This is a genomic window from Micromonospora sp. NPDC047670 (assembly GCF_043204915.1).
Taxonomy (GTDB): Bacteria; Actinomycetota; Actinomycetes; order Mycobacteriales; family Micromonosporaceae; genus Micromonospora.
In genome coordinates this window covers 133009-156939 of sequence record NZ_JBIDDA010000010.1, presented here as the reverse complement: position 1 = coordinate 156939, position 23931 = coordinate 133009, and the positions used below count along the sequence as shown (strand labels likewise).

20 protein-coding genes are annotated in these 23931 nt (G+C 75.0%); 1 reads left to right on the top strand and 19 read right to left on the bottom strand.

Annotated features, from left to right (window positions below; all coding sequences use genetic code 11):
* Positions 1-29 precede the first annotated feature (29 nt).
* Positions 30-920: a septum formation family protein gene (locus ACGF7U_RS23365; RefSeq protein WP_393109895.1), complete on the top strand. Its 891-nt coding sequence runs from the start codon at positions 30-32 to the stop codon at positions 918-920.
* 87 nt (positions 921-1007) lie between these two features.
* Here ACGF7U_RS23365 and ACGF7U_RS23360 read toward each other — a convergent pair whose 3' ends face one another.
* The 19 genes from ACGF7U_RS23360 to pyrR all read right to left on the bottom strand — a co-directional run bounded on the left by ACGF7U_RS23360 (position 1008) and on the right by pyrR (position 23756).
* Complete coding sequence (locus tag ACGF7U_RS23360) at positions 1008-2549, bottom strand: RsmB/NOP family class I SAM-dependent RNA methyltransferase (protein WP_393109893.1); 1542 nt, start codon at positions 2547-2549, stop codon at positions 1008-1010.
* Positions 2546-3472, bottom strand: a complete 927-nt coding sequence (gene fmt, locus ACGF7U_RS23355) for a methionyl-tRNA formyltransferase (protein WP_393109891.1) — start codon at positions 3470-3472, stop codon at positions 2546-2548. The genes ACGF7U_RS23360 and fmt overlap by 4 nt, the downstream gene beginning before the upstream one ends.
* Before the next feature lie 7 nt (positions 3473-3479).
* Positions 3480-4040, bottom strand: a complete 561-nt coding sequence (gene def, locus ACGF7U_RS23350; protein WP_350681795.1) for a peptide deformylase — start codon at positions 4038-4040, stop codon at positions 3480-3482.
* A 43-nt stretch (positions 4041-4083) separates the two neighbouring features.
* Positions 4084-5355 carry a cytochrome P450 gene (locus ACGF7U_RS23345; protein WP_393109889.1) on the bottom strand — a complete coding sequence of 424 codons (1272 nt, stop codon included), beginning with the start codon at positions 5353-5355 and terminating at the stop codon, positions 4084-4086.
* Positions 5356-5437: 82 nt separating this feature from the next.
* The gene (locus ACGF7U_RS23340) at positions 5438-6421 is read right to left on the bottom strand and encodes an AAA family ATPase (RefSeq protein ID WP_393109887.1); all 984 of its coding nucleotides are present in this window, start codon (positions 6419-6421) and stop codon (positions 5438-5440) included.
* A gap of 388 nt (positions 6422-6809) precedes the next feature.
* Entirely contained in the window at positions 6810-8903 is a 2094-nt protein-coding gene (locus ACGF7U_RS23335) for a primosomal protein N' (RefSeq protein WP_393109885.1), read from the bottom strand.
* Positions 8904-8968: 65 nt separating this feature from the next.
* On the bottom strand, positions 8969-10162 hold the full coding sequence (metK, locus tag ACGF7U_RS23330; protein WP_393109883.1) for a methionine adenosyltransferase: 1194 nt from the start codon (positions 10160-10162) through the stop codon (positions 8969-8971).
* Between the two features lie 90 nt (positions 10163-10252).
* Positions 10253-11461, bottom strand: a complete 1209-nt coding sequence (gene coaBC, locus ACGF7U_RS23325) for a bifunctional phosphopantothenoylcysteine decarboxylase/phosphopantothenate--cysteine ligase CoaBC (protein WP_393109881.1) — start codon at positions 11459-11461, stop codon at positions 10253-10255.
* 14 nt (positions 11462-11475) lie between these two features.
* On the bottom strand, positions 11476-11739 hold the full coding sequence (gene rpoZ, locus ACGF7U_RS23320; RefSeq protein WP_007075826.1) for a DNA-directed RNA polymerase subunit omega: 264 nt from the start codon (positions 11737-11739) through the stop codon (positions 11476-11478).
* Between the two features lie 46 nt (positions 11740-11785).
* The gene (locus ACGF7U_RS23315) at positions 11786-12319 is read right to left on the bottom strand and encodes a guanylate kinase (RefSeq protein WP_393109879.1); all 534 of its coding nucleotides are present in this window, start codon (positions 12317-12319) and stop codon (positions 11786-11788) included.
* Positions 12320-12344: 25 nt separating this feature from the next.
* Complete coding sequence (mihF, locus tag ACGF7U_RS23310) at positions 12345-12662, bottom strand: integration host factor, actinobacterial type (RefSeq protein ID WP_007458370.1); 318 nt, start codon at positions 12660-12662, stop codon at positions 12345-12347.
* Positions 12663-12840: 178 nt separating this feature from the next.
* On the bottom strand, positions 12841-13677 hold the full coding sequence (gene pyrF, locus ACGF7U_RS23305; RefSeq protein ID WP_393109877.1) for an orotidine-5'-phosphate decarboxylase: 837 nt from the start codon (positions 13675-13677) through the stop codon (positions 12841-12843).
* 101 nt (positions 13678-13778) lie between these two features.
* Entirely contained in the window at positions 13779-15053 is a 1275-nt protein-coding gene (locus tag ACGF7U_RS23300) for an adenosylmethionine--8-amino-7-oxononanoate transaminase (RefSeq protein WP_393109875.1), read from the bottom strand.
* A gap of 105 nt (positions 15054-15158) precedes the next feature.
* The gene (locus ACGF7U_RS23295) at positions 15159-16196 is read right to left on the bottom strand and encodes a quinone-dependent dihydroorotate dehydrogenase (RefSeq protein ID WP_393109873.1); all 1038 of its coding nucleotides are present in this window, start codon (positions 16194-16196) and stop codon (positions 15159-15161) included.
* A gap of 73 nt (positions 16197-16269) precedes the next feature.
* A complete protein-coding gene (gene carB, locus ACGF7U_RS23290; RefSeq protein ID WP_393109871.1) occupies positions 16270-19641 on the bottom strand; it encodes a carbamoyl-phosphate synthase large subunit in 3372 nt (1123 codons plus the stop codon).
* A complete protein-coding gene (gene carA / locus ACGF7U_RS23285; protein ID WP_393109869.1) occupies positions 19634-20797 on the bottom strand; it encodes a glutamine-hydrolyzing carbamoyl-phosphate synthase small subunit in 1164 nt (387 codons plus the stop codon). The genes carB and carA overlap by 8 nt, the downstream gene beginning before the upstream one ends.
* Positions 20798-20915: 118 nt before the next feature.
* Complete coding sequence (locus ACGF7U_RS23280; protein WP_393109867.1) at positions 20916-22193, bottom strand: dihydroorotase; 1278 nt, start codon at positions 22191-22193, stop codon at positions 20916-20918.
* Complete coding sequence (locus tag ACGF7U_RS23275; RefSeq protein ID WP_091095578.1) at positions 22190-23116, bottom strand: aspartate carbamoyltransferase catalytic subunit; 927 nt, start codon at positions 23114-23116, stop codon at positions 22190-22192. The genes ACGF7U_RS23280 and ACGF7U_RS23275 overlap by 4 nt, the downstream gene beginning before the upstream one ends.
* Positions 23117-23171: 55 nt before the next feature.
* Positions 23172-23756, bottom strand: a complete 585-nt coding sequence (gene pyrR, locus ACGF7U_RS23270; RefSeq protein WP_393109865.1) for a bifunctional pyr operon transcriptional regulator/uracil phosphoribosyltransferase PyrR — start codon at positions 23754-23756, stop codon at positions 23172-23174.
* Positions 23757-23931: the final 175 nt, after the last annotated feature.

Genomic DNA, 23931 nt, shown 5'->3' with positions numbered 1-23931 from the left:
CCGGACCACGATCGGCGGGAGGTCGGGCGATGCGACGCAGGTGGACGGCGGCCGCGGTCGGTGCGGTGGCGGCCCTGGCGCTCGCCGGCTGCGGCGCCCCGGCCGGCACCGACGGCGACCTGACCGACGACTGGCCGGCGCCCGCCGCGCCGCAGGCGTTCGTCCCCGCGGCCGGCGTCTGCCACGCCGGCGTGCAGGACGTCGGCTACCTCACCGCCTACAACCCGGTCGACTGCGCGCAGTCCCACCGCGCGGAGACCGTGCACGTCGGCACGCTCACCGGGGCGGCGGCCGAGCGGACCACGCCCCCGCCGGCCGGCTCGGCCGGCATGCGCGCCGCCCGGGCCGAGTGCGACGCGAAGGTCAACGAGGCGGTCGGCGGGGACTGGCGCTCCGGCCGGCTCGGGCTGAACGTGGTGCTGCCGTCGCCGCGGGCGTGGGGCGGGGGCGCCCGCTGGTTCCGCTGCGACCTCAGCGAGCAGACCAGCCTCGACGAGGCGAACGCGAAGGCCCGGACGGGAAGCCTGAAGGGCGCCCTGACCGGCGCCGCGCCGCTGGCCCACCGGTGCTTCGAACCGAAGGTGAGCGACGACGACGTGCGGGAGATGGTGCCGGTGGCCTGCACCAGCAAGCACCACGCCGAGTTCGTCGGCGTGTGGCGGGCCCCGGACATCAGCTACGACGCCTTCACCCGGGACACCCTCAGGGTGCACCGGGCGTGCCGCGCGCTGATCGCGAAGTACGTCAAGGTGCCCAACAACGGTGACCTGCAGTACCGGGCCGGTTCGATCTTCTACCACCCGTTCGAGCGGGAGTGGCGCAACGGCAACCGGGGCGTGCAGTGCTTCCTCTGGGTCAGCGACCGCAACCTGACCCGGTCGATGAAGGGCGCCGGCACGAAGGGCCTGCCGGTCACCTGAGCGCCGCCCGCCCGGGCCGGGCACGGCGCGGGGGTCGGCCCACCCGCGAGCCGAGCGGGCTCACGGGTCGGGCGTCCCGTCCGCGGATCAGGTCCGGCGCAGCATCGCGAGGAACATCGCGTCGGTGCCGTGCCGGTGCGGCCAGAGCTGCACCGTCGGCCCGTCACCGAGACCGGGCATCCCCGCCGGCAGCAGCGGCCGGGCGTCGACGAAGTCGACCGGCACGCCGGACCGGCGGGCCGCCTCGGTCACCGTCACGTGCGTCTCCACGGTGTGCGGGGAACACGTCACGTAGGCGACCAGGCCGCCCGGGCGGACCGCCCGCAGCGCCGCGGTGAGCAGCTCACGCTGCAACCGGGTCAGCGGCGGCAGGTCCGACGGCTCGCGCCGCCAGCGGGACTCCGGCCGGCGGCGCAGCGAGCCCAGGCCGGTGCACGGCGCGTCGACCAGTACCCGGTCGAAGTGCGCCTCCGGCAGCTTCGGGTCGGCGCCGACCGTGCGGCCGTCGGTGTTCAGCACGGTCACCGGCAGGCCGCGGGTGGCCTGGGCGACCAGCCGGGCCCGGTGCTCGGCGACCTCGACGGCGGTCAGCCGCGCGTCCCGCTGCGCGGCCAGCGCGCCGAGCAGCCCGGACTTGCCGCCCGGGCCGGCGCACAGGTCGAGCCAGCGCCCGTCCGGGCCGTCCAGCGGGGCCACCGCCAGGGCGTTCGCCACGAGTTGGGACCCCTCGTCCTGCACGTGGGCCCGGCCCTCGGCCAGCGCCGGCAGGTCACCGGGCGCCCCGCCGGAGAGATAGACGGCGTACGGGGAGAAGGCCCCCGGGGCACCGCCGACCTCGTCGGCCAGCGCGACCGGGTCGGCCAGCCCGGGCCGGGCGCACAGGTGCACCGGCGGGCGCTCGTTGTCCTCGATGAGCAGCCGGGCGGTCTCGCCGAGGTCGCCGCCGAGCGCCTCGGCGAAGGCCCGCACGATCCACTGCGGATGGCTGTACGCCAGCGCGAGATGCCCGACCGGGTCGCTCTCCATCGGCGGGGCGAGCTTGGCGACCCAGGCGTCGGCGTCCCGGCCGGCGACCTCGCGCAGCACCGCGTTGGCGAACCCCGTCGCGCCGGGGCCGACCGCGCGGACCAGGTCGACGGTCGAGGAGACCGCGGCGTGCGCCGGCACCCGCGTGTGCAGGAGCTGGTACGCCCCGATCCGCAGCGCGTCGCGCACCGGCGGATCGATGCGCTGCACGTCCCGCCCGGCCGCGTCGGTGAGGATCGCGTCGAGGGTGCCGAGGTGACGCAGGGTGCCGTAGGTCAGCTCGGTGGCGAAGGCCGCGTCCCGCCCGGTCAGCCCGGCGTCGCGCAGGAGCGACGGGAGCACGAGGTTGGCGTACGCGTCGTCCCGGTGCACCGCCGCGACGGCCTCGTACGCGATCTGCCGCGGCAGGTCCACGGCGGGCCGGGCCGGACGGCGGCCGCCCTCGCGCCGGTCGCCGCCCCACCGGCCCTGCGTCGGCCGCTCCCCGCGCCGGTCCCCCGCGGGGCGCTCGCCGCGCTCCCCGGTGGGCGGGCCACCGCCGGGACGCTCGCCGCGTCGCTCGGCGGGGAAACGGTCGCCGGCGGGCCGCTCGGGGCCCGTCACGCGAGTTCCTCCCCCGCGGCGACCCGGGCGCCGCGCGCCCAGTCCGTCGCCGGCATGGCCCGCTTGCCCGCGGCCCGCACCTCGCCGAGCCGCACCGGCACGGTGGCCGTGCCGGCCAGCACCCGCGACTTCTCCACCAGCAGCTCGCCCGGCTTCAGCTCGGGACCGTCCGGCACCGGGGCGACCGGGCCGAGCTTGACCCGCTCGCCCCGGAACGTCGTCCACGGCCCGGGGGCCGGCGTGCAGGCGCGGACGCGCCGGTCCACCGCGAACGCGGGGTCGGACCAGCGGACCCGGGCGTCCTCCACGGTCAGCTTCGGCGCCAACGACACCCCGTCGGCGGGCTGCGGCTCGGCCCGGGCCGTGCCGTCGGCGATCGCGTCGAGGACGGCCACCAGCAGGCCCGCCCCGGAGTGGGCGAGCCGCTCCAGCAGGTCGCCGGAGGTGTCGGCGGGACGGATCTCGTCCGTGAGCGTGCCGTAGACCGGACCCGTGTCCAGGCCCTCCTCGAGCTGGAAGACGCTGGCGCCGGTCAGCTCGTCGCCGTGCAGCACGGCGTGCTGCACGGGCGCGGCCCCGCGCCAGGCGGGCAGCAGCGAGAAGTGCAGGTTGATCCACCCGTGCCGGGGGATCTCCAGGGCGGCCGGCGGCACCAGCGCACCGTAGGCCACCACGGGGACGCAGTCCGGGGCCAGCTCGCGCAGCCGGTCCAGGAACTCCGGCTCGCGCGGACGGGCCGGGGTGAGCACCTCGACGCCGTGCTCGTCGGCCCAGGCGCCGACGGGGGAACGGGACAGGCCCCGGCCACGCCCGGCGGGCGCGTCCGGTCGGGTCACCACGGCGACCAGCTCGTGGCGGGAGGCCGCCACGGCGGCCAGGGCGGGCACGGCGACGGCCGGGGTGCCGGCGAAGATCACGCGCACGGGCGGCTCACCGACCCAGGCCGAAGGGGCTGCTGGAGGCGTGCGGGTTGAGCTTCACCGTCGGCGGGGCGGCCGGGTCGTACCACTCCGCCTGGCGGATCGCCTTCATCGCCTCCTTGCGCCCGGCCGGGTCCAGCCGGTCCACGAAGAGCACCCCGTCCAGGTGGTCCGTCTCGTGCTGCACGCAGCGCGCCATCAGGCCGGTGCCGACGATCTGCAGCGGGTCGCCGTAGCCGTTGAAGCCCTTGGCGATCACGTTCTGCCGTCGCTTGGTGTCGAAGTAGAGACCCGGGATGGACAGGCAGCCCTCCGGGCCGTCCTGTTCCTCCTCGTCGGGAAACTCCAGCACCGGGTTGACCAGGTGGCCGAGCACGTCGTCGACGTCGAAGGTGAACACCCGCAGGCCCACGCCGAGCTGCGGCGCGGCCAGGCCGGCGCCGTTCTGCTCGCGCATCGTGTCGGTCAGGTCCGCGATGAGCTTGCGCAGCTCGACGTCGAAGTCGACCACCGGATCGGCCGGCGTGCGCAGCACCGGATCCCCGAACAGACGGATGGGCTGGACGGTCACTCGGCGTGGCTCCTTCGGCTGGACGACGTGGTGCCGTACCAGTCTACGGAGTGCCGGGAGCCGCCCCGGCCGGCGTACCGGGATGCGGCGGGGCCGGTTCCGTGTCGATGATCACCGGGAGGGCCTCGTAGCCGCGCAGCGTCAGCCGGGCCCGGTGCCGGGGCCGGCCGGCCAGCGCCAGCCCGGGCAGCCGGCGCAGCAGCAGCGGGAAGGCCACCTGCGCCTCCAGCCGGGCCAGGCCGGCGCCGAGACAGTAGTGCGGCCCGGCGCCGAAGGAGAGCGGATGGCTCTGCGGGCGCCACGGGTCGAACCGCGCCGGCTCCGGGTAGCGCCGGGGATCCCGGTTGGCCGCGCCGAGCAGCAGCAGGACCCAGGCGCCGGCGGGCACCTCGACGCCGCCGACGGTGACCGGCGCGGCGCTCACCCGGGTGGTGAGCTGCACCGGGGAGTCGTAGCGGAGCAGCTCCTCGACGTGGCCGGCGGCGAACTCCGGGTGCCCCCGCAGCGCGTCGGCCTCGCGCGGGTGCCCCAGCAGCACGACCAGGCCGTTGCCCAGCAGGTTGGTGGTCGTCTCGAAACCGGCGACCAGCAGCACCACGAGGTTGGCGAGCAGTTCGTCGCCGGAGAGGCGTGCGCCGTCGGCGTCGTGCGCCTGCACCAGCGCGGTGGTCAGGTCGTCGGCGGGCGCGCGGCGGCGGGCCGCCACCAGCTCGGCGAAGTAGTCGCGCAGCTCGGTCGCGCCCCGGTCGGCCACGGCCAGCTCGTCCGGCGTGATCTCCGGCTCCAGGATGCCGGTCAGGTCCGCCGCCCAGCGCCGGAACAGCGGCCGGTCCGTCGCCGGCACGCCGAGCAGCGCGCAGATCACCCCGACCGGCAGCGGGTACGCGAACTCGGTCAGGAAGTCGAGCGGCCCGCCGTCGGCGGCCCGCGCCGCCATCGCGTCGACCAGCTCGTCGGCCTGGGCCGTCACCACGTCCCGCATGGCGGCGATCCGGCGCGGGGTGAAGGTGCCGGCCGCGAGCCGGCGCATCCGGCTGTGGTCGGGCGGGTTGGTGCGCAGCATCGACCGGGAGATCGAGGCGATGGCGGGGCTGTCCCGCCAGCCGGGCAGGAACTGGTCGCGCAGGGCGTCGTCCAGCACCCCGAACCGGGGGTCGCGGAGCATCTCGTCGGCCTCGGCGTAGCCGGTGACCACGAAGAGTGCCGGCCCGGCCCGGACCACCGGCCCGTGGGCGCGCAGCCGCTCGTACGTCGGGTAGGGGTCGACCCGCCCCCGCGGCGACATGAGCAGGCCGAGGGCCTCGGCAGCGTCCATCGTCCATCCTCCGCCCGGGGATCGAACGACTTCATCATGCTCCCGCCCACCGCCCGCCGGCTGCCCCGCCGGCGGGCGCGGGTCAGGCGCCGGCGCCCGGCTCCCCCGCCAGCACCGTGCCGCCGCCGAGCAGGGCGTGCTCGGGCAGCGGCAGCTCGATCTTGTGGGCGGCCTCCCAGTCGTGGAGCAGGCCGGGCCGGACCTGGGCGGCGAAGTAGTCCACCGCGCTCATCCCGCCGACCACCGGCTCGTCCACCTCCGCGACGAGCTGGGCCGGCACCAGACGGAAGCCGTTCTGCAGGGCGGCGCTGAGCCGGCGGTGCCCGTCGACGACGAAGAAGTACTCCCCGGTGTAGCCGATCCGCAGCGGCTCCAGCGCCGCGTCGCCGGCCGCGGCCACCTCGCCCACGAAGTCCGAGTCCCACAGGTCACGCAGGGCGGCGATGTCCTCGGTCGGGTAGACCCGGGCCGGGTCGAGCAGCAGCAGCGGTGGGGCGTCGCGCAGCACGTCCGCGCCCAGCCGGCCCTCGTACGCGTCGATGATGTGCTCGATGACCTCGGCGGCCGGGGCGCGGGTGGTGTCGCAGACCAGGTCGTAGTTGCGCAGCCGCGCCTTGTCCACGCCGTAGCGGACGATGAACCGGCCCCGCTCGCTCTCGCTGCGCTCGCGCAGCTTGGCCTTGGCCTCGTCGAGCGAGGCGTAGCTCTCCGCCGGGCCGGAGGGCCGGGCGAGCACCCGCCGGGCCGCCTCGCCCGGCTCGGTGATCATGTGCACCTTGAGCGCGTCGGTGAAGAAGTGCCAGGCCAGCCGGGAGTCCATGACCAGCCGCTCGCCGGAGGCGGCGATGTCCCGCTGGAGCTGGTCGACGTAGCCGTCGACGGCCTGGTCCAGCTCGGCGTGCAGGTTGAGCTGCAGCGCGGTCATCTGCCGCTCCTGCGCCATCTGCCGGTAGAGGTCACCGACGCTGACCCGGCGCAGGCCGAGCCGCTTGGCGATCTCCACCGAGACGGTGCTCTTGCCGCTGCCGAGGTCACCATTGAAGACGATCGACTGACGAACGGTCACGACTGGTCCACCCCTGATCACCGGCTGATTGACATCATCGACATCGCGCCGAACCGACGCGCTCCCGCCACCGTCGCGCGATCCTGCGACCACCCCAGCTCGGCGCGTCTGGCGCCGCGCCGCGACCTGGAGTCGTCGTACGCCCGGGCATGACGGGCGATGCTATCACCCGCTCACCGGCCTCCCCTCGGACACGGCGTGCGACGACGGGCCGCTCGGGCGGTGGGACCGACGGCGCCGTGCGGCGGATCACGGGCGGCGCCGGCCGGCCCGGGGCGCGCGCCGCCGGGCAGGGGCACCGCCGCCGCACCGGCGCCGCCGGCACGTCCGCCCGCCGGCGGGCCCGCGCACCGCCGGACCGGGTCGTCGCCGCCCTGGTCGTCGCGGGTCAGAAGAGGGTGAGGGGGTCCACCTGGAGGCGGACCGGGTCGGCGGCCTTGCGCGCCGCGCGCACCCCGGCCGCCGAGTGCAGCGCGCCGGCCAGGGCGGCCGCCCGGGCCCGCGGCACCCGGATGAGCATCCGCTCCCGCTCCCCGTCCGCCGGCACCGGCCCGAGCAGCTCGGCGTCGGCCGGGAGCCGGGCCTCGGCCAGCAGGTCGGCCACCGCCGCCGGCGGGCCGGTCACGCTGGCCATCCGCACCGCCGGCGGGAAGCCCAGCTCACGCCGTTCGGCCAGCTCCCGCGCGGCGAACCAGGCGGCGTCCCAGCGCAGCAGCGCCTGCACCGGGGCGAGGGCGCCGTCGGCGACCACGACCACCCGGCCGCCGGCGGCGGCGGGGCGGGCCAGCGCCGCGGCGGCCAGCCAGCGGCGCAGCGCCTCCTCCCCCGCCCGCAGGTCGGCCCGGGTGAGCAGTGCCCACGAGTCCAGCAGCAGCACCGCGCCGAAACCGCCCTCGGCGACCGGCTCGGCGCCCGGGGTGGCGATGACCAGGCCGGCGCCGCCGGGCACGGCGGCGAGCACCTCCTCCCGGCCGGAGGTGCGCACCGGCACGCCGGGAAAGGCGCGCCCCAACTCCTCGGCGGTGCGCCGGGCGCCGGTGACGGAGGCGCGCAGCCGCCGCCCACCGCACTCCGGGCAGGCGTACGCGGCGGCGACCCGTCCGCACCAGCGGCAGGCCGGGGTGCCCTCGGCCGAGGGCAACGCGAGCGGCCCGGCGCAGTGCGGGCACCGGGCCGGGGTCCGGCACTCGGCGCACGCCACCGACGGCAGGTAGCCGCGGCGGGGCACCTGGACCAGCACCGGCAGGTCGGCCCGGAGCGCCTCCCGGGCGGTGGTCCAGGCCAGGCTGGGCAGCCGGGCGGTGGCCGCCCCGGGGTCCCGGGCCAGTTGCGGGTCGTCGCCGGTGGGCGCGACCGCCGGCATCCGGGCCCGCAGCGTGGCGCGGTCGGCCGCCACCTCGCGGGCCCACCCGGTCTCCACCAGCAGCTGCGCCTCGGCGGTGCGAGCGAACCCACCGACCAGGGCGGCCGCGTCGCCGAGCTGGGCGCGGGTGAGCAGCACCTCCCGCGCGTGCGGGTAGGGAGCGCGGGGCTCGGCGTGCAGGTCGTCGCCGTCGTCCCAGATCGCCACCAGGCCGAGCCGGGCGACCGGGGCGAACATCGCGGCCCGGGTGCCGACCACCACGGGCACGTCGCCGCGCCGGGCGGCGAGGAACGCCCGGTAGCGCCGGGCGGGCCCGAGGGCGGCGGAGAGGCAGACGTGCCGCCCCGGCCCCAGGGCGGCCTCCAGTGCGGCGTCGAGGCGGTCCAGGTCGCGGTTGTCGGCGACGACCACCACCGCGCCCCGGCCGCCGGCGACGGTCGCGGCGACCGCCTCGGCGTACCGGGCGGGCCAGTCCTCCCCGGGCAACGCCGACCAGACCGCCCGGGGGGCCCGCCCGTCGGCCAGCGCCCGGAGCAGCGCCGGCCCGGCCGGGTACTCCCGCCAGCCGCCCGGATCGGGCACGGTGACCGGTTCCCGGGGCGCCGCCGGCACCCCACCGGCCGGGCCGGCGACCCGGCCGTCCGGCACGGACGGACCGTCGGGCGGGCCGTCGGGCGGGACCGCGCGGTCCGGGGCGGGCACGCCATCGGCCGCGGCCCGGCCGTCCGACGCGGCCGCACCGTCGGGCGCGGCCACACCGTCGGGCGCGGCCCGGCCGGCGGGCGCGGCCTCGCAGCGGGCGCGGACGTCCTTCTCCACCCGGGCGTGCCGGGGCGGTACGGCGAGGCGGAGCACGTCGGCGAGGCTGCCGGCGTAGCGGTCGGCCACGGCCCGGGCCAACCGGGCGACCTCCGGGGCGAGCACGGGCTCCGGCGAGACGACCTTCTCCAGGTACGCCAGCCGGCCGGTGTGCCCGGAGTCGTCGGCCCGCTCCAGCAGCCAGCCGTCGACGAGCTGCCCCGCGAAGCGGACCTTCACCCGCGTGCCGGGGACGGCGTCGGCGTCCAGCGCGGCCGGGACGAGGTAGTCGAACGGGCGATCCAGGTGCGCCAGGGGCACGTCGACGCAGACGCGAGCGACCGGCGACCCGTCCGCGGGTCGCCGGTCGCTGCGCCTGGTGCCGGTCAGGCTCCCGCGGCCGACTTGAGGTCGGCGGCCCGGTCGGTGCTCTCCCAGGTCAGATCCGGCAGCTCCCGGCCGAAGTGGCCGTACGCGGCGGTCTGCTGGTAGATCGGGCGGAGCAGGTTGAGGTCCCGGATGATGGCGGCCGGCCGCAGGTCGAAAACCTCGGTGACGGCCTTCTCGATCGAGGCGACCGGCACGGTCTCGGTGCCGAACGTCTCGACGAAGAGGCTGACCGGGTGGGCCTTGCCGATCGCGTAGGCGACCTGCACCTCGCAGCGCTCGGCCAGGCCGGCGGCGACTACGTTCTTGGCCACCCAGCGCGTCGCGTAGGCCGCCGAGCGGTCCACCTTCGACGGGTCCTTGCCGGAGAACGCGCCGCCGCCGTGCCGGGCGTACCCGCCGTAGGTGTCGACGATGATCTTGCGACCGGTCAGGCCGGCGTCGCCCATCGGCCCGCCGATCTCGAACCGGCCGGTCGGGTTGACCAGCAGCCGGTAGCCCTCGGTGTCCAGCTCCAGGCTCTCCAGCTCCGGGCCGATGACGTGCTCGCGCACGTCGGGGGTCAGCAGCGAGTCCAGCGAGATGTCCGCGGCGTGCTGGCTGGACACGACCACCGTGTTGAGCCGGACCGGGCGCAGCCCCTCGTACTCGATGGTGACCTGGGTCTTGCCGTCGGGACGCAGGTAGGGGATGGTGCCGTCCTTGCGCACCTGCGCCAGCCGGCGGGCCAGCCGGTGCGCCAGCGCGATCGGCAGCGGCATCAGCTCGGGCGTCTCCGAGCAGGCGAAGCCGAACATCATGCCCTGGTCGCCGGCGCCCTGGGCGTCGAGCGCGCTCTCCGACGCCCCGGTACGCAGCTCGAAGGCGTTGTCGACGCCCTGGGCGATGTCCTCCGACTGGGCGCCGATGGAGACGCTGACGCCGCAGGAGGCGCCGTCGAAGCCCTTCTTCGACGAGTCGTAGCCGATGTCGAGGATGGTCCGGCGGACGATGGTCGGGATGTCGGCGTACGCCTTGGTGGTCACCTCGCCGGCGATGTGCACCTGGCCGGTGGTGATCAGGGTCTCGACCGCGACCCGGCTGCGCGGGTCCTCGGCGAGCAGGGCGTCGAGAATGCCGTCGCTGATCTGGTCGGCGATCTTGTCCGGGTGGCCTTCCGTGACCGATTCGGAAGTGAAGAGGCGGCGTGTCACGGCACTCCTAGTTTGTGGATAAGTCGTTCCGCGGAAGTCTAGTCATCCGGGTCCGCGCCGGGACCCTTCGGTCATGCTCGGTTCCAGCCGTCAGGAAAGGCCGGGCAACCGCGCCGCCACGAGGTCCCAGACGCCGTCGGCGAGATCCTCCTTGGACTGCTCGGGCAATCGGCTGACCGACCCGTCCGCGCCGATGACGGTCGCCGCGTTGGTGTCGGCGCCGAAGACCTTGTCGGGCCCGACCTCGTTGATGACGATGAGGTCCGCCCGCTTGCGGGCGAGCTTGGCCCGACCGTTGGCCTCGGCGTCGCCGGTCTCCGCGGCGAACACCACCAGCACCTGCTCCGGGCGACGGCGCCGGCCGAGCTCGGCGGCGATGTCCGGGTTGGTGACGAGCGCGATGGTGGGCGCCTCGCCGTCGTCCGACTTCTTGATTTTGCCAGCCGCGTAGGTCGCCGGGCGGAAATCGGCCGGAGCCGCCGCCATGACCACCGCGTCGGCCTCGGCGGCCGCCGCCAGGGTGGCCTCGCGCAACTCGGCGGTGGTGCCGACGCGGACGAGGTCGACGCCCGCGGGGTCGGGCAGCGACACGTTGGCCGAGACCAGGGTGACCCGGGCGCCACGGGCGACGGCGCAGCGGGCGAAGGCGTAGCCCTGCTTGCCGGAGGAGCGGTTGCCGAGGAAGCGGACCGGGTCGAGGGGCTCGCGGGTGCCGCCGGCGGTCACCACCACGTGCCGCCCGGCCAGGTCGGCGGGGGCGGCGACGCCCCGCGCCAGGGCCCGGCGGGCGACCGCGAAGATCTCCGCCGGGTCGGGCAGCCGGCCCTTGCCGGTGTCCGCCCCGGTGAGCCGGCCGACGGCGGGCTCGATCACCCGGACGCCCCGGGAGCGCAGCGTCGCGACGTTGGCGACGGTGGCGGGGTGCTCCCACATCTCGGTGTGCATGGCCGGGGCCAGCACGACCGGGCAGCGGGCGGTGAGGAGCGTGTTGGTGAGCAGGTCGTCGGCGAGGCCGTGGGCGGCCTTGGCGAGCAGGTCGGCGGTGGCCGGCGCGACCACGACGAGGTCGGCCTGCTGGCCGAGCCGGACGTGCGGCACCTCGTGCACGTCGGACCAGACGTCGTCGGCGACCGGCTGCCCGGAGAGCGCCGCCCAGGTCGGCGCCCCGACGAAACGGAGCGCCGACGCGGTCGGCACGACCCGGACCCGGTGACCCGACTCGGTGAGGAGCCGCAGCAGCTCGCACGCCTTGTAGGCGGCGATGCCGCCGCCGACCCCGAGGACGATCCGGGGGGACATCGGGGCGGGGCGGATTACGGCTGGTCGGTCGGCTCGGCGGTGAGCAGGCCCGCGTTGATCTCGCGCATGGCGATGGAGAGCGGCTTCTCCTGCGGGGTGGTCTCGACCAGGGGGCCGACGTACTCCAGCAGGCCCTCACCGAGCTGGCTGTAGTAGGCGTTGACCTGACGCGCGCGCTTGGCGGCGAAGATGACCAGGGCGTACTTCGACGTCGTCTTCTCGAGGAGCTCGTCGATCGGCGGGTTGGTGATGCCTTCGGGGTTTGCGATGGATCCCACGAATTAACCTCTGCGTCTATCGCACCGCACAGAGCGGTGCTGGCGGTCAACCGCGTGGACGCGGTCGCGCCGGAGCCAGGAAAGAAGAACCGGACAAGCCTACCAGCTCGTCTGCGACCCGATCGGTGAGGTCGTGGGCGACGGTGTGGTCGAACGCCGCCAGGGTGCTCGTCGGGAGGATGGCGCCGGGCGGGTGCAGCAGCACCAGCCGGGCGTCGGGCAGCGCCACCCGGACCAGCAGCGCGCCGGGAAGGTCGAGGCCGAGCAGCACCGGCTGTCCGGCGGCCAGCCGGGACCGCACCGGTTCGCCCGGCGTGCCGCGCCGGTGGGGCCCGGCCCGGCTCCACTCCAGCAGCTCCCCCGCCGCGACCATGCGGTCGAACTCCGCCGGGGTCAGGAAGAGGCGGTCCACCCCGTCCAGCTCCCCCTCACGGCGGGGACGGGTGGTGGCCGGCACCGGGACCCACACGGACGGAGAACGCGCCCGGACGCACTCGACGACACTCTCCGTGCCCGAACCCGAAGGTCCGGTCAGGACAGTGAGCCGAGCCGCCGGGCGCGCCTCGTCATCCGTGCTCACTGCTTGTTTCTACACGCTGCCAGCCTCAGTTGGCGGCGAACTCCCCAAGCAGTGCCTTGCGCTGCTGCTCGCCGAGGCCACGCAGGCGACGGCTGTCGGCGATCTTGAGCTTCTCCATGATCTGGGTGGCCCGGATCTTGCCGATACCCGGCATCGCCTGCAGCACGGCGGAGACCTTGAGCTTGCCGACGACGTCGTCGGACTCGGCGCGCTCGAGGACGGCTCCGAGGGTGGTCTTGCCCTGCTTGAGCTGCTCCTTCAGCTCAGCACGGGCCTTGCGGATCTCCGCGGCCTTCTCCAGCGCGGCAGCGCGCTGTTCGGGGGTCAGTGACGGGAGCGGCACCAGTTCCCCTCAGGTCCCTATCGCGACGGGCGGGACGCCACGCCGCATCTGTGAAACGTGGTGTCGCTGTGAACCAAGGGGTCCATGGTTCCCAGCGCGGGGAAAACTAGCGGTCAACGACGGTTTCGGCAACGTGGACGCGCGATGATCATCGCAAAGTGACCGAGCCGTCAGTCAGTCAACGGGCAGCCAGGACGGCCCGGCAGTCGGCCAGGGCCCGGTCCGCGGCGGCCCGCAGCGCGGCCGCGTCCGGGCCGGCGTTCAGCACCTCGCGGGAGTACGAGGGGAGCACGGCGGGCAGGCTGGAGCCGAAGACGACGCGCAGATCCGCCGCGGTGGCGCCCTGCGCCCCGAGGCCCGGGGCGAGCAGCGGGCCGTTCACCCCGGACAGGTCGTGGCCGGTGTCGCCGATGGTCGCGCCGACCACGAGGCCGAAGCTGCCCAGTGGCTCCGCACCCGCGTTGAGCTGGGAAATCTCGTCGATGACGGTCTGCGCCACGGTCCGCCCGTCGGCGGTACGGGCGCGCTGGACGGCGGCGCCCTCGGGGTTGCTGGTGAGCGCCAGCACGAAGACCCCGCCGCCGTGCTCCGCGGCCAGTTCGAACATCGGGGCGAGCGAGCCGACGCCGAGGTACGGACTGGCGGTCACCGCGTCGACATGGACGGGACTGGATGGGTCGAGGTACGCCGAGGCGTACGCGGCGACCGTCGAGCCGATGTCGCCGCGCTTGACGTCAAGCAGAACGAGCGAACCGGCTTCGCGTAACTGTCGGATAGTTGACTCTAGGATCGCCACCCCGCGGGAGCCGAACCGTTCGAAAAAGGCCGACTGGGGCTTGACCACCGCGACCCGGTCACCGAGGGCTTCCGCGACCGTCCGGGCGAACCGGTCAAGCCCCCGGACGTCGTCGTCGAGCCCCCACCGGGCCAGCAGGCCGGGATGCGGGTCGATGCCGACGCAGAGCGGCCCGCGCTCGGTGACGGCCCGGTGCAGGCGGGCGCCGAAGCTCTCCATCCGGTTGTCTCCCTCTCCTCGCCCGGGCGACCGCCCGGGGCACGCTCGTCGGCGGGCGGCGCGCGCCGCCCGCGTACTCCCGCCGGACCGTTGCCGGCGGCTCAGCCCGCCCGCACCGCGGCGGCGACCCCGGCGGCGATGCGGGCCAGGTCGGCGTCGTCGGTGACGTACGGCGGCATGGTGTAGACCAGGTCGCGGAACGGGCGCAGCCAGACGCCCTCGGCGAGGGCGGCGGCGGTGGCGGCGGGCAGGTCCACCTCGCGGTCGAGCTGCACCACGCCGATCGCGCCGAGCACCCGCACGTCGACCACCCCCGGCGCGCCCCGCAGCGGCTCCAGGCCGGCCCGCAGGCCCGCCTGCACCCTCGACACCTGCCCCGCCCAGTCCCCGGCCCGCAGCAGGCCCAGGGACGCGTTGGCGACCGCGCAGGCCAGCGGGTTGCCCATGAAGGTCGGGCCGTGCGCCAGCACCCCGTCGGCCGAGATGCCCCGGGCGATCTCCGCCGTGCAGAGCGCGGCGGCCAGCGTCAGGTACCCGCCGGTGAGCGCCTTGCCCACGCACATCACGTCGGGCACCACCCCGGCGTGCTCGGCGGCGAACATCGCGCCGGTCCGGCCGAAGCCGGTGGCGATCTCGTCGAAGATCAGCAGCACCCCGTGCGCCCGGGTGACCTCGCGCAGCACCCGCAGGTACTCCGGGTGGTGGAAGCGCATCCCCCCGGCGCCCTGGACGACCGGCTCCACGATCACGGCGGCCAGCTCGTGGGCGTGCCGCTCGACCGCCTCCACGAGGGCCGCGCAGTAGGCCGGGTCGGGCGGGGTGTCGAAGCCGCCCGGCGGGACGGGGGCGAAGACCTGCCGGGGCAGCACGTCGCCCCACAGGTGGTGCATGCCGCCCTCGGGGTCGCAGACGCTCATCGGGTGGAACGTGTCGCCGTGGTAGCCGCCCCGCCAGGTGCCCAGCCGGCGGCGTTCCGGCCGGCCGGTGGCGCGTTGGTACTGCAGGCACATCTTGACGGCCACCTCGACGCTGACCGAGCCGGAGTCGGCCAGGAAGACCCGCTCCAGCCCGTCCGGGGCCAGCTCGACCAGGGTGGCCGCCAGGCGGACCGCCGGCTCGTGAGTGAGCCCGCCGAACATCACGTGGCTCATCCGGCCGAGCTGGTCGGTCACCGCCGCGTCGAGCACCGGGTGCCGGTAGCCGTGGATCGCCGCCCACCACGACGACATCCCGTCGACGACCTCCCGGCCGTCGGCCAGCCGCAGCCGTACGCCCTCGGCGCCCTCCACCACGTAGGGCGGGCTGGCCGGCGGCAGGGCCGCGTACGGGTGCCAGACGTGCCGGCGGTCGGCGGCGAGGATCTCCTCGGGTGTCACACGTGCTCCTTCGTCATCGCTCCCGGCGGCCCTGCGCCTGGCCCCGTCCGGCCCGGTGTGCGGCACGAGCCGGGGCGGAAGGCGCAGGGTCGCCGGGACGAGGGGTTACCGGGCCTGGGGCAGCAGCGGGGCGGCGGCCGCGGCGCGGGCCACGGCCCGGGGCAGGGCCGGGCCGCGGTAGATGAAGCCGGTGTAGAGCTGGACCAGGGCGGCGCCCGCGTCGAACATCCGGGCGGCGTCGTCGGGGTCGAGGATGCCGCCGACGCCGATGACGGGCAGCCGGCCGCCGGTCTCCCGGTGCACGAAGGCGACCACCTCGCGGGCCCGGCCGGCCAGCGGCCGGCCGGACAGGCCGCCCGTCTCCTTTCCGCGCTCCCGGTCGGCCGGGGCGAGGCCGTCCCGCGCCAGGGTGGTGTTGGTGGCGATCACCCCCGCCGCGCCCCGGGCCAGGCAGACCTCCAGCAGCTCGGCGATCGCCGGCTCGGCGAGGTCCGGGGCGATCTTCACCAGCACCGGCTTCTCCCCCACCAGCGCGGCGAGGAGGGCGTCCAGGTGCGCCCGGTCCTGCAACGCGCGCAGGCCGGGGGTGTTCGGCGAGGAGACGTTGACCGCGAAGTAGTCGCCGTGCCCGCGCAGCGCCCGGTAGGAGGCGAGGTAGTCCGCCACCGCCTCGTCCAGTGGGGCCACCTTGGACTTGCCCAGCGAGATGCCCAGCGGCACCCCGAGCGGGCGGGGCAGCGCCGCCAGCCGCGCCGCGAGGGCCTCGGCGCCGGCGTTGTTGAAGCCCATCCGGTTGACCACGGCCTCGCTGTCGGGCAGCCGGAACAGCCGGGGCCGCGGGTTGCCCGGCTGCGGGTGCGCGGTGACGGTGCCGACCTCGACGAAGCCGAAGCCCAGCGCCGGCCAGGCCGCCAGCGCCGCGCCGTCCTTGTCCATCCCGGCCGCGAGCCCCACCGGGTTGGGGAACTCGACGCCGAAGACCGTGCGCGGCGCCCGGACGGCGTACCGGGAGCGCAGGGCGGCCAGCGCCGCCGGCCGGCGGGAGAGCCCCGCCAGGCGGCGCAGCGTCCACTCGTGCGCCGCCTCCGCGTCCCCCGCCCCGATCCGGAACAGCCGCGGCCGGACCACCTTCTCGAAGATCACCGCGCGCTCCCCCGGGTCGCCGCCGGGTCACCGGCGCCCGCCGCGCGGGTGGCCGGTCCGGTGACGCCGGGGGTCACTCGGCGGCCCGCAGGGCGGCGTGCAGCTCCTGGAGCGGGCGCACCTGCATGTCACCGCGGATGCGTGCCTCGATGCCCATCACCGCCGCCGCCGCGCCCGGCACCGTGGTGATGCACGGGATGTCCGCCGTGACGGCGGCGCTGCGGATCTCGTAGCCGTCCGAGCGGGCGCTGGCGCCCGAGCCCTGCGGGGTGTTGACGACCAGGGCGACGTCGCCGCCGAGGATCAGCGACACCGCGTCCTCGCCCGCGCCGGACTCGTAGTGCTTGCGGATCTGCTCGCAGGCGATGCCGTGCCGGCGCAGCACCTCGGCGGTGCCGGTGGTGGCGACGATCTCGAAGCCGAGGTCGGCCAGGCGCTTGATCGGGAAGATCATGCCGCGCTTGTCGCGGTTGGCGACCGAGACGAAGATCTTCCCGGCGGTCGGCAGGGAACCGTACGCGGCCGACTGCGACTTGGCGAAGGCGTGCCCGAAGGCGGTGTCGATGCCCATCACCTCGCCGGTGGACTTCATCTCCGGCCCGAGCAGCGAGTCCACGCCCTTGCCCGTCGGGGTGCGGAACCGCTTGAACGGCAGCACCGCCTCCTTGACCGCGATGGGGGCGCCGGCCGGCAGCGAGCCGCCGTCCCCGGTGGCCGGGAGCAGCCCCTCGGCGCGCAGCTCGGCGATGGTGGCGCCGAGCGCGATCCGGGCCGCCGCCTTCGCCAGCGGCACCGCCGTGGCCTTGGAGACGAACGGGACCGTCCGGGACGCGCGGGGGTTCGCCTCCAGCACGTAGAGCACGTCGTCCTTCAGCGCGTACTGCACGTTGAGCAGGCCGCGCACGCCGATGCCGCGGGCGATCGCCTCGGTGTAGCGGCGGACCTGGGCCACGTGCGAGCCGGCCAGGGTGATCGGCGGCAGCGAGCAGGACGAGTCGCCGGAGTGGATGCCGGCCTCCTCGATGTGCTCCATGACCCCGCCGAGGTAGACCTCGCCGTCGGCGTCGCAGAGCGCGTCCACGTCGATCTCGATGGCGTCGTCGAGGAACCGGTCCACCAGCACCGGGTGGTCCGGGGAGATGTCGGTGGCCCGGCCGATGTAGTCGCGCAGCGTCGCGTCGTCGTAGACGATCTCCATGCCGCGCCCGCCCAGCACGTACGACGGGCGGACCAGCACCGGGTAGCCGATCTCGTCGGCGATCGCCTTGGCCTCGTCGTACGAGGTGGCCATGCCGTGCGCCGGGGCGCGCAGCCCGGCCCGGGCCAGCACCGCCCCGAACGCGCCCCGCTCCTCGGCCAGGTGGATCGACTCCGGGGAGGTGCCGACGACGGGCACGCCCGCGTCCTTGAGCCGCTGCGCCAGGCCCAGCGGTGTCTGCCCGCCGAGCTGCACGATCACCCCGACCACGCCCGGCCCGCCGGCCGCCTTGCCGGAGGTGTCCTCGGCGTGCCAGACCTCCAGCACGTCCTCGAAGGTGAGCGGCTCGAAGTAGAGCCGGTCGGCCGTGTCGTAGTCGGTGGAGACCGTCTCCGGGTTGCAGTTGACCATCACGGTCTCGTAGCCGGTGCCCGCCGCGCCGCCCGTGGGCGCGCCGCGCAGCGCCTGGACCGCGTGCACGCAGGAGTAGTCGAACTCGATGCCCTGCCCGATCCGGTTCGGCCCGGAGCCGAGGATCAGCACCTTCGGCCGGTCCGACCCGACGACCTCCGTCTCGGAGTCGTAGGAGGAGTAGTGGTACGGCGTGGTCGCCTCGAACTCGGCGGCGCAGGTGTCCACGGTCTTGTAGACCGGGCGGATGTCCAGGCGGTGCCGCAGCGTGCGGACGCCGTCCTCGGCGGCCAGCTCCGGACGCAGCGCGGCCAGCTGCCGGTCGGACAGGCCGGCCCGCTTGGCCCGGCGCAGCAGGTCGCCGTCGAGCACCGGGGCGTCCACGATCTCCGCGCGCAGCTCGACCAGGGCGGCGATCTGGTCCAGGAACCACGGGTCGATCCCGCCGGACGCGGCGGTCACCTCGGCGATCGAGGCGCCGAGGCGCAGCGCCCGCTCGACGGTGTAGAGCCGGCCGTCGTGCGGCATCCGCAGCGCGGCGAGGGTGTTCTCCTTCGTCGCGCCGGCCGGGTCGGGCAGCGTCCAGAAGCCGCCCGCCTTGGTCTCCAGCGAGCGCATCGCCTTGTTCAGCGCCTCGGTGAAGTTGCGACCCAGGCTCATCGCCTCGCCGACGGACTTCATCGTGGTGGTCAGCTCCGGGTCCGCGCCGGGGAACTTCTCGAACGCGAACCGCGGGATCTTCACCACGACGTAGTCCAGGGTCGGCTCGAACGCCGCCGGGGTCTTCAGGGTGATGTCGTTGGGGATCTCGTCCAGGGTGTAGCCGATGGCCAGCTTCGCGGCGATCTTCGCGATCGGGAAGCCGGTGGCCTTGGAGGCCAGCGCCGACGACCGGGACACCCGGGGGTTCATCTCGATCACGACGATCCGGCCGTCGGCCGGGTTGACCGCGAACTGGATGTTGCAGCCGCCGGTGTCCACGCCGACCTCGCGCAGCACCGCGATGCCCAGGTCGCGCAGCCGCTGGTACTCCCGGTCGGTGAGCGTCATGGCCGGGGCGACGGTGACGCTGTCGCCGGTGTGCACGCCCATCGGGTCGAGGTTCTCGATGGAGCAGACCACCACCACGTTGTCGTGCCGGTCGCGCATGAGTTCGAGCTCGTACTCCTTCCAGCCGAGCACGCTCTCCTCGATGAGCACCTCGTGCACCGGGCTGGCGGCCAGCCCGTCGCCGGCGATGCGGGCCAGGTCCTCCGGGGTGTGCGCCATGCCGGAGCCGAGGCCGCCCATCGTGAACGACGGCCGGATCACCACCGGCAGGCCCAGTTCGGCGACCGTCGCCTCGACCTCCTCCATCGAGTGGCAGACCCGGGAGCGGGGCACCAGGCCCGACGGGTCGGCCAGGCCCAGGCGTACGCCGGCCTTGGCGACGATGTCCTTGAACAGCTGCCGGTCCTCGCCCCGGTTGATCGCCTCGATGTTGGCGCCGATCAGCTCCACGCCGTACTTCTCCAGCACGCCCGCCTCGTGCAGGGCGACGGCGGTGTTCAGCGCCGTCTGCCCGCCCAGGGTGGGCAGGATCGCGTCGGGGCGCTCCTTGGCGATGACCAGCTCGACGAACTCCGGGGTGATCGGCTCGACGTAGGTGGCGTCGGCGAACTCCGGGTCCGTCATGATCGTCGCCGGGTTCGAGTTGACCAGGCTGACCCGGATCCCCTCGCTGCGCAGCACCCGGCAGGCCTGGGTGCCGGAGTAGTCGAACTCGCAGGCCTGCCCGATCACGATCGGCCCGGAGCCGATCACCAGGACGTGCTTGAGATCGGTCCGCTTAGGCATTCTCGCGCCCCTCGCTGTGGTTGCGACCCTCGATGAGCTCCGCGAAGCGGTCGAAGAGGTAGTCCGCGTCGTGCGGACCGGCCGCCGCCTCCGGGTGGTACTGGACGGTGAAGGCGGGCACGTCCTTGGCCCGCAGCCCCTCGACCACGTTGTCATTGAGGCAGACGTGCGACACCTGGACGCCGCCGAACTCGGTGTCGATCACCTGGTCGGGTACGACCGCGCCGGGCTCCGCGCCCGGGAACCGCACGGCGAAGCCGTGGTTGTGGCTGGTCACCTCCACCTTGCCGGTGGCCCGGTCGAGCACCGGCTGGTTGATGCCGCGGTGGCCGTAGCCCAGCTTGTAGGTGCCGAAGCCGAGCGCCCGGCCGAGGATCTGGCTGCCGAAGCAGATGCCGAACAGCGGCACCTTGCGGCGCAGCACCTCGCGGGCCAGCGCCACCGGCGCGTCGGCGGTGGCCGGGTCGCCCGGGCCGGGCGAGAGGAAGACCGCGTCCGCGCCGGTGGCGAGCAGGTCGTCGATGGTGGACGTGGCGGGCAGCACGTGGGTGGTCACGCCGCGGGCGGCCAGCCGGCGCGGCACGTTGCGCTTGATGCCCAGGTCCAGCGCGGCCACCGTGAAGCGGTGCTCGCCCTCGGCCGCCACCACGTACGGCTCGGCGGTGGTCACCTCGGCGGAGAGGTCCGCGCCGACCATCTCCGGGGACTGCCGCACCCGCGCCAGCAGCGCCCGGGGGTCCATCTCGACGCTGGAGATGCCGACCCGCATCGCGCCGCGCTCGCGCAGGTGCCGGGTCAGCGCCCGGGTGTCCACGGCGCTGATGCCGACCACGCCCTCGGCGGCCAGCCGGTCCTCCAGCCCGCCGGTGGCCCGCCAGTTCGAGCCGATCCGGGCCGGGTCGCGCACCACGTAGCCGGCCACCCAGATCCGGGACGACTCGTCGTCCTCGCCGTTGACGCCGGTGTTGCCGATGTGCGGGGCGGTCTGCACCACCACCTGCCGGTGGTAGGAGGGGTCGGTCAGGGTCTCCTGGTAGCCGGTCATGCCGGTGTTGAAGACCGCCTCGCCGAAGGTCTCCCCGACGCTGCCGTACGCCTCGCCGTGGAACGTCCGCCCGTCCTCCAGGACGAGGATCGCGCTTCTGCGCTTGGTCACGCTGCGTCTCCTTCGATCCGGACTGCGGGGCTCCGCTCCGCTGCACTCCTCGCTCGGATCAGGGCTTCCCCTTCGATCCGGACTGCGGGGCTCCGCTCCGCTGCACTCCTCGCTCGGATCACTTGACTGCCTTTCCGTCCAGGACCGTCGGCTCGCCGCGCAGGAAGGTCGCCACGATGCGACCCGGCAGCGCCATGCGGGCGTACGGGGTGTTGCGACTGCGACTGGCCAGCTCCGCCGGCTCGATGGTGCGGCGGGCGGCCGGGTCGACCAGGGTCAGGTTGGCGGGCACGCCGGGCGCCGGGTCGAGGCCGTGCCCCTCCAGGCCCGCGATCCGGGCCGGGGCGCGCGACATCCGCTCGGCGATCAGGTCCCACTCGGGGCCGAGCACGTCGAGGGCGATGGAGAGCGCCGTCTCCAGGCCGAGCATGCCCGGCCGGGCGTACGCCCACTCGCACTCCTTGTCCTCCACGGCGTGCGGGGCATGGTCGGTGGCGACGATGTCGATCACGCCCTCGACCAGCGCGGCCCGCAGCGCGGCGATGTCGGTCGCGGTGCGCAGCGGCGGGTTCACCTTGTAGACCGGGTCGTAGGTCTCCGCCCGCTCGTCGGTGAGCAGCAGGTGGTGCGGGGTCACCTCGGCGGTGACCCGGACGCCCCGGGCCTTGGCCTGGCGCAGCACCTCGACGCTGCCGGCGGTGGAGACGTGGCAGACGTGCAGCCGGCTGCCGACGTGCTCGGCCAGCAGCACGTCCCGGGCGATGATCGCCTCCTCGGCGACCGCCGGCCAGCCGGTCAGGCCGAGCCGGGTGGAGACCTCGCCCTCGTGCATCTGCGCGCCCTCGGTCAGCCGGGGCTCCTCGGCGTGCTGGGCGATGATCCCGTCGAACGCCTTCACGTACTCCAGGGCCCGGCGCATCAGCTTCGGGTCGGCGACGCAGTGCCCGTCGTCGGAGAAGATCCGCACCCGGGCCGCCGAGTCGGCCATCGCGCCCAGCTCGGCGAGGTGCTGGCCGGCCAGGCCGACGGTGACCGCGCCGATCGGCTGCACGTCGACCAGCCCGGCCTCCCGACCGAGCCGCCAGACCTGCTCGACCACGCCGGCGGTGTCGGCGACCGGTGAGGTGTTGGCCATCGCGCAGACGGCGGTGTAGCCGCCGAGCGCCGCCGCGCGGGACCCGGACTCGACGGTCTCGGCGTCCTCCCGGCCGGGCTCGCGCAGGTGGGTGTGCAGGTCGACCAGGCCGGGCAGCGCGACCAGCCCGGTGCCGTCGATCACGGTGGCGTCCGGCGCGTCCAGCCCGGCGCCGACGGCCGCGACGACGCCGTCGCGGAGCAGCAGGTCGGTCGGCGCGGCGCCGACGACGCTCACGTTGGAGATCAGGTACGAGGTCACCGGTTGTTCCCTCCGAGCAGCAGGTAGAGGACGGCCATCCGCACGGAGACCCCGTTGGCGACCTGTTCGACGATGGTGGAGCGGGGCGAGTCGGCGACCTCGGGCGTGATCTCCATGCCCCGGTTCATGGGGCCGGGGTGCATGACGATCGCGTGCTCGGGCAGCCGGCGCATGCGCGGGCCGTCCAGGCCGTAGCGGCGGGCGTACTCGCGGGCGGAGGGGAAGTAGGAGTCGTTCATCCGCTCGCGCTGCACCCGCAGCATCATCACCACGTCCGACTGCGGCAGCACCGCGTCGAGGTCGTAGGAGACGTCGGTGCCGGGCGCCAGCGCCTGCGCGATGTGGACGGGGATCAGCGTGGGCGGCCCGACCAGGGTCACCTTGGCGCCGAGGGTGGACAGCAGCAGCACGTTGGAGCGGGCGACCCGGCTGTGCAGCACGTCCCCGACCACCGCGACCGACAGGCCGGCCAGCCGTCCCAGCCGCGAGCGCATCGTGTACGCGTCGAGCAGCGCCTGGGTCGGATGCTCGTGGGTGCCGTCGCCGGCGTTGACCACCGAGCCGTCGACCCAGTCGGCGAGCCGGTGCGGGGCGCCGGAGGCGGGGTGCCGGACGACCACCGCGTCGGCCCCCATCGCCTGGAGGGTCAGCGCGGTGTCCTTCAGGCTCTCGCCCTTGGCCACGCTGGAGCCCTTGGCCGAAAAGTTGATCACGTCCGCGCTGAGCCGCTTCGCCGCCGCCTCGAACGAGATGCGGGTCCGGGTGGAGTCCTCGTAGAAGAGGTTGACCACGGTGCGCCCGCGCAGCGCGGGGAGCTTCTTGACCTCCCGGCCGGCGACGGTGGCCATCTCGGCGGCCGTGTCCAGGATCTGGGTGGCGGTGGCGGCGTCCAGGTCGGCGCCGGAGAGCAGGTGCCGGATCACTGTGCCTGCCTTTCGTTCGCGACTGCGGGGCTCCGCCGCGCTGCACTCCTCGCGCTCACCGGGGGGTCTCCCCGTACAGCTTGACCTCGTCGGCGCCGTCGGTCTCCGCGAGGGTGACCTTCACGCTCTCCGCGAGGGAGGTCGGGATGTTCTTGCCGACGTAGTCGGCGCGGATCGGCAGCTCGCGGTGCCCGCGGTCGACCAGGACGGCGAGTTGGACCGACGCCGGTCGCCCGACGTCGTTGAGCGCGTCGAGCGCGGCCCGCACCGTGCGGCCGGAGAAGAGCACGTCGTCGACGAGGATGACCCGCTTGCCGTCGATGCCGCCGGGCGGCACCTGGGTCGGCCCGACCGCGCGGGTGGCGTGCCGGCGCAGGTCGTCGCGGTAGAGGGTGATGTCCAGCACGCCGACCGGGACGGTCACGTCCTCGAAGGTGCTGATCCGGGCGGCGAGCCGCCTCGCGAGCGGGGCGCCCCGGGTGGGGATGCCGAGCAGGACGGTGTTCGCGGCGCCCTGGGTCTTCTCCAGGATCTGGTGGGCGATGCGGTCGACCACGCGCTGGACGTCGGCGCTGGCGAGGATCACCTTCACCGAGGGTTGCCGCGTGGGCGGCGACTGGGCAGCCGGTGGGTAGGCCACGGCGGACCTCCTTCCCCGCCTCACGGGACGGGTCGTTAAAGGACGTCGGATGCCGGCGCCGGACCGCGAGCGGCCCGGACCGGGGCTTCACGCCACGTTACCAGTGGTCACCGCGCGAACCGCCGCCGGCCACTGACCCCCTGGTCAGCCCGGCGAAACCGGACAACTTGCCCGA